The organism is Luteibacter sp. P4_D7_3 (assembly GCF_056401735.1).
Genome location: NZ_JBFUIT010000365.1, coordinates 1 through 3,615, shown reverse-complemented (window position 1 = coordinate 3,615; position 3,615 = coordinate 1). Strand labels below are relative to the sequence as shown.

Genomic DNA, 3,615 nt, shown 5'->3' with positions numbered 1-3,615 from the left:
GAAGGAAGGCAAGCCGGATAAACCCGAAGTGGACCCCGACTATGTGCCGCCGGCCGACATCCAGGACCGCATGATCCTGCCGATGGTCAACGAAGCCATCGCCTGCCTGGCTGAAGGCGTGGTCGACGACGCCGACTTGCTCGACGCTGGCGTCATCTTCGGCACCGGCTTCGCGCCGTTCCGTGGTGGCCCGATCCAGTACACGCGCACCGAAGGCGTGGCCGCGGTGCGCGAACGGCTGGCAAAGCTCGAAGCGAAGCACGGTGCGCGCTTCGCGAAGAAGGAAGGCTGGGATAACCCGGAACTGACTCAGCCTGCAGCCTAAGCCATGTAGGAGCCGATTTATCGGCGATGCTTTACCGATCGAGGAAGAGCATCGCCGATGACTCGGCTCCTACCAGGCAGGGCGAGGCTAGCTTGGCAGGCGCCGATTCATCGGCGATCCCTCACCACATCAAATCGTCTGGCACGCCATCATCCGACTCGCTCACGGCGTTCGGATCGACGAGCAGCGCGATGAACTCCGGGGCCAGCACCTGCAGCTCCGCGATTACTGCCTTGTCCACGACAAGGTAACGACCACCCTGTTGCACGACGCCAAGCTCGCCCGCGTTGATCGCGACCAGCTGAGCGGCGTCCACATGGACACGACGGATCTTTTCGCCGTACGGGAAATGACGAACCTGGTCGGCATCGGCGAGGTTAAGGGCCTTGCCCTTGAGAAGCTCCTCGACTTTCCGCTTCTTCTCCTTGCGCAGTCGGGCCACCTCAGCCGCCTCGGCTTCGATACGGCGACGCTCGGTGGCATCGGTCTGCGCGCGGATGGCGTAGGCCTTGGCCAGATCGATCTCGCCATCCTTGCGCGGCGGACGCGGCTGTCCGTCAGCGCCCGGCTTGGCGCCCTGCTGAGGTCGCCCACCGCCCTGGGGTCGGTTGCCTTGCTGCGGACGGCCACCTTGCTGCGGCTTGCCACCCTGCGGCGGCCGACCACCCTGCGGCGGTTTCGCGCCCTGACGCGGACTGTTGCCCGCGTAGGGCTGGCCGCTCCCGGCGGACGGGCGTCCGCCCTTGCCGGTATCGGCACCACCTTGTCGCGGCGGTGCGGACGCCCTTTTCTCTTCGCGGACCTCCTTGACGAGGCCGCTCTTCAATAACTGGTCGCGCAGGGACTCTGCCATGATCGGTAAGGCTCGTTCGGTTGCTTTAGTAATGCGGCGGCGGGGGCTCGTTGGCAGCTTCGCTGCCGAGCCCCGCACGCATGTTCATGAGGTCGGAGCGCAGGTCGCGCAATGCCCTCTCCAGTCGGTCCAACCGTCGGGATATCTCGGTATCCGCCGACGACAGTCCGTTCACGGTGTCGTCGATGAAAGCCAGACGCATCTCGAGTTCGATCAGGCGGTCGTTGGTGTCAGTCATCGTGGCGACCCACCAGGCTCCGGCCGCGACCGATGCCGTAATAGGCGATGCCCGCTTCCTCGACGGCTGCCGGATCGTAGAGATTGCGGCCATCGAAAATCACCGCAGTCTTAAGCAGCGACTTGACGCGCGCGAAGTCCGGGGCACGGAACGCCTTCCATTCGGTGACGATCATCAGCGCATCGGCGCCGTCGATCGCCTCGTACGGACGCCCGACCAGTTGAAGGTCAGCACGTTCGCCGTAAATGCGGCGGGTCTCCTCTGCCGCCTCCGGATCGAATGCCCTGACATGGGCACCCGCCTCCCAGAGCTGCTCCATCAGGCGACGACTCGACGCTTCGCGCATGTCGTCCGTATTCGGCTTGAAGGCCAGACCCCACAGCGCAATGGTGCGCCCTTTCAGTTCACCGCCGAAGTGACGCGACACCAGCGCGAACAGGCGCGACTTCTGCGCATCGTTGACCGCCTCCACCGCGTCGAGCAAGCGCGCGTCATAGCCGACCGCGTGTGCCGTGCGCGCGAGTGCCTGCACATCTTTCGGGAAACACGAGCCACCGTAGCCGGCGCCGGGATAAATGAAGTGATAGCCAATGCGCGGATCCGCACCGATGCCCTGACGCACGAGCTCCACGTCCGCGCCGACGTGCTCGGCGATGTTTGCGATCTCGTTCATGAAGCTGATCTTGGTCGCGAGCATCGCGTTGGCGGCGTACTTCGTGAGCTCGGCCGAGCGTTCGTCCATCACGACCATGCGGTCGTGGTTGCGGTTGAACGGCGCGTACAGCTTGCGCAACACGGCGATCGCTTTGGGGCTCGACGCGCCGACGATGATCCGGTCAGGACGCATGCAGTCTTCGACCGCATCGCCTTCCTTGAGAAATTCGGGATTGGAAACGACATCGAACGGCACGTCCACACCACGGGCCTGGAGGCGCGCCAGGACCGCCTCGCGCACACGGTCGGCAGTGCCGACGGGTACGGTCGACTTGTTCACCACGACCGTATAACGGTCGATGTTGTCGCCGATGGTTTTCGCCACGGCAAGCACATACTGGAGATCCGCGCTGCCGTCTTCGTCCGGCGGCGTGCCAACGGCAATGAAGACCACCTCGCCGTGCCCCACGGCCGGGACGGCATCGGTCGTGAAGTCCAGGCGCCCGTCCCCATGGTTGCGGACGACCATCGGCTCCAGACCCGGCTCGTAGATCGGGATGTCGCCAGCCTTCAGGCGATCGACCTTACCCGCGTCGACGTCCACGCAAACGACATGGTTGCCCATCTCCGCAAGGCAGGTGCCGGTAACGAGACCGACGTAGCCGGTGCCGAAGATCGTGACTTTCATGGAACTCCCAGGGACATCAGCGCCCGCTGTCGTAACGGTCGATTGTAGTCCCGGCCGGCGCGCAGGCAAAGAAAAAGGGCGCGGATCGCTCCGCGCCCTTTCATTTTTCTACCGGTGGGGCGAGGGCTTACTTGCCGCCCGGCGCTGCGCCACCCGGACCGCCAGGACCGCCGGCCGGAGCCGGACCCGTCTTGAGCAGTTCGACGTCGAAGATGATCGTCGCGTTCGGCGGGAAGCCGTTTTCCGGCTTGGCGCCGTAAGCGATGTTCGACGGGATGAAGAGCTTGTACTTGCCGCCGGTCTGCATCAGCTGCAGGCCTTCACGGAAACCCGGGATGACCGCCTGGAGCGGGATGTTGGCCGGGCCGGCGGGCTGGTGGTCGGCCGAAGCATCGAACTTCTCGCCGTTCACGAACGTACCGGTGTAGTTGATCGAGACCTGGTCGTTCGGGCCCGGACGTGCGCCGGTACCTGCCTGGACGACGGTGTACTGCAGGCCCGAAGCCGTGACCTTCACGCCAGCGGCGGTCTTGTTCTTGGCCAGGAATGCGTCGCCTTCCTGCTTGTTCTGGGCAGCGACCTTGTTGTACTCGGCTTCGGCCTTGACCTTCAGCTGGGCCACGAAGGCTTCGCGGACCGTCTTGGCTTCGGCTTCGGTCATGGTCGGCTTCTGGCCGGAAAGGGCAGCCTGCAGGGCCTTGGCGACCGTAGCGRCATCCACTTCCTTCGCGACGAGCGGCGGCAGGGAGCTTGCAAGGTCCCAACCCACGACGTAGCTGGCCTTCTGCTTATCAACGGTGCCCGCACCAGCAGCAGCCGGCTTGGCTGCCTGGGCAGATGCGCCCGCGGCGGTACCC

At 64.9% G+C, this 3,615-nt stretch carries 4 protein-coding genes and 1 pseudogene; 1 reads left to right on the top strand and 4 read right to left on the bottom strand.

Annotated features, from left to right (window positions below):
- Positions 1 to 325, top strand: a pseudogene (locus tag AC1DSN_RS19915) (3-hydroxyacyl-CoA dehydrogenase NAD-binding domain-containing protein); the annotation flags it as partial.
- 121 nt (positions 326 to 446) lie between these two features.
- Here AC1DSN_RS19915 and AC1DSN_RS19910 read toward each other — a convergent pair.
- The 4 genes from AC1DSN_RS19910 to AC1DSN_RS19895 form a co-directional block, all read right to left on the bottom strand.
- The gene (locus AC1DSN_RS19910) at positions 447 to 1,178 is read right to left on the bottom strand and encodes a DUF2058 family protein (protein WP_477296446.1); all 732 of its coding nucleotides are present in this window, start codon (positions 1,176 to 1,178) and stop codon (positions 447 to 449) included.
- Between the two features lie 25 nt (positions 1,179 to 1,203).
- On the bottom strand, positions 1,204 to 1,416 hold the full coding sequence (locus AC1DSN_RS19905) for a SlyX family protein (protein ID WP_213950154.1): 213 nt from the start codon (positions 1,414 to 1,416) through the stop codon (positions 1,204 to 1,206).
- Entirely contained in the window at positions 1,409 to 2,758 is a 1,350-nt protein-coding gene (locus AC1DSN_RS19900; protein ID WP_477296444.1) for a UDP-glucose dehydrogenase family protein, read from the bottom strand. Before AC1DSN_RS19900 ends, AC1DSN_RS19905 begins: the two co-directional genes overlap by 8 nt.
- A 127-nt stretch (positions 2,759 to 2,885) precedes the next feature.
- The coding region (locus tag AC1DSN_RS19895; RefSeq protein ID WP_477332418.1) for an FKBP-type peptidyl-prolyl cis-trans isomerase N-terminal domain-containing protein at positions 2,886 to 3,615 on the bottom strand (730 nt) is incomplete at its 5' end.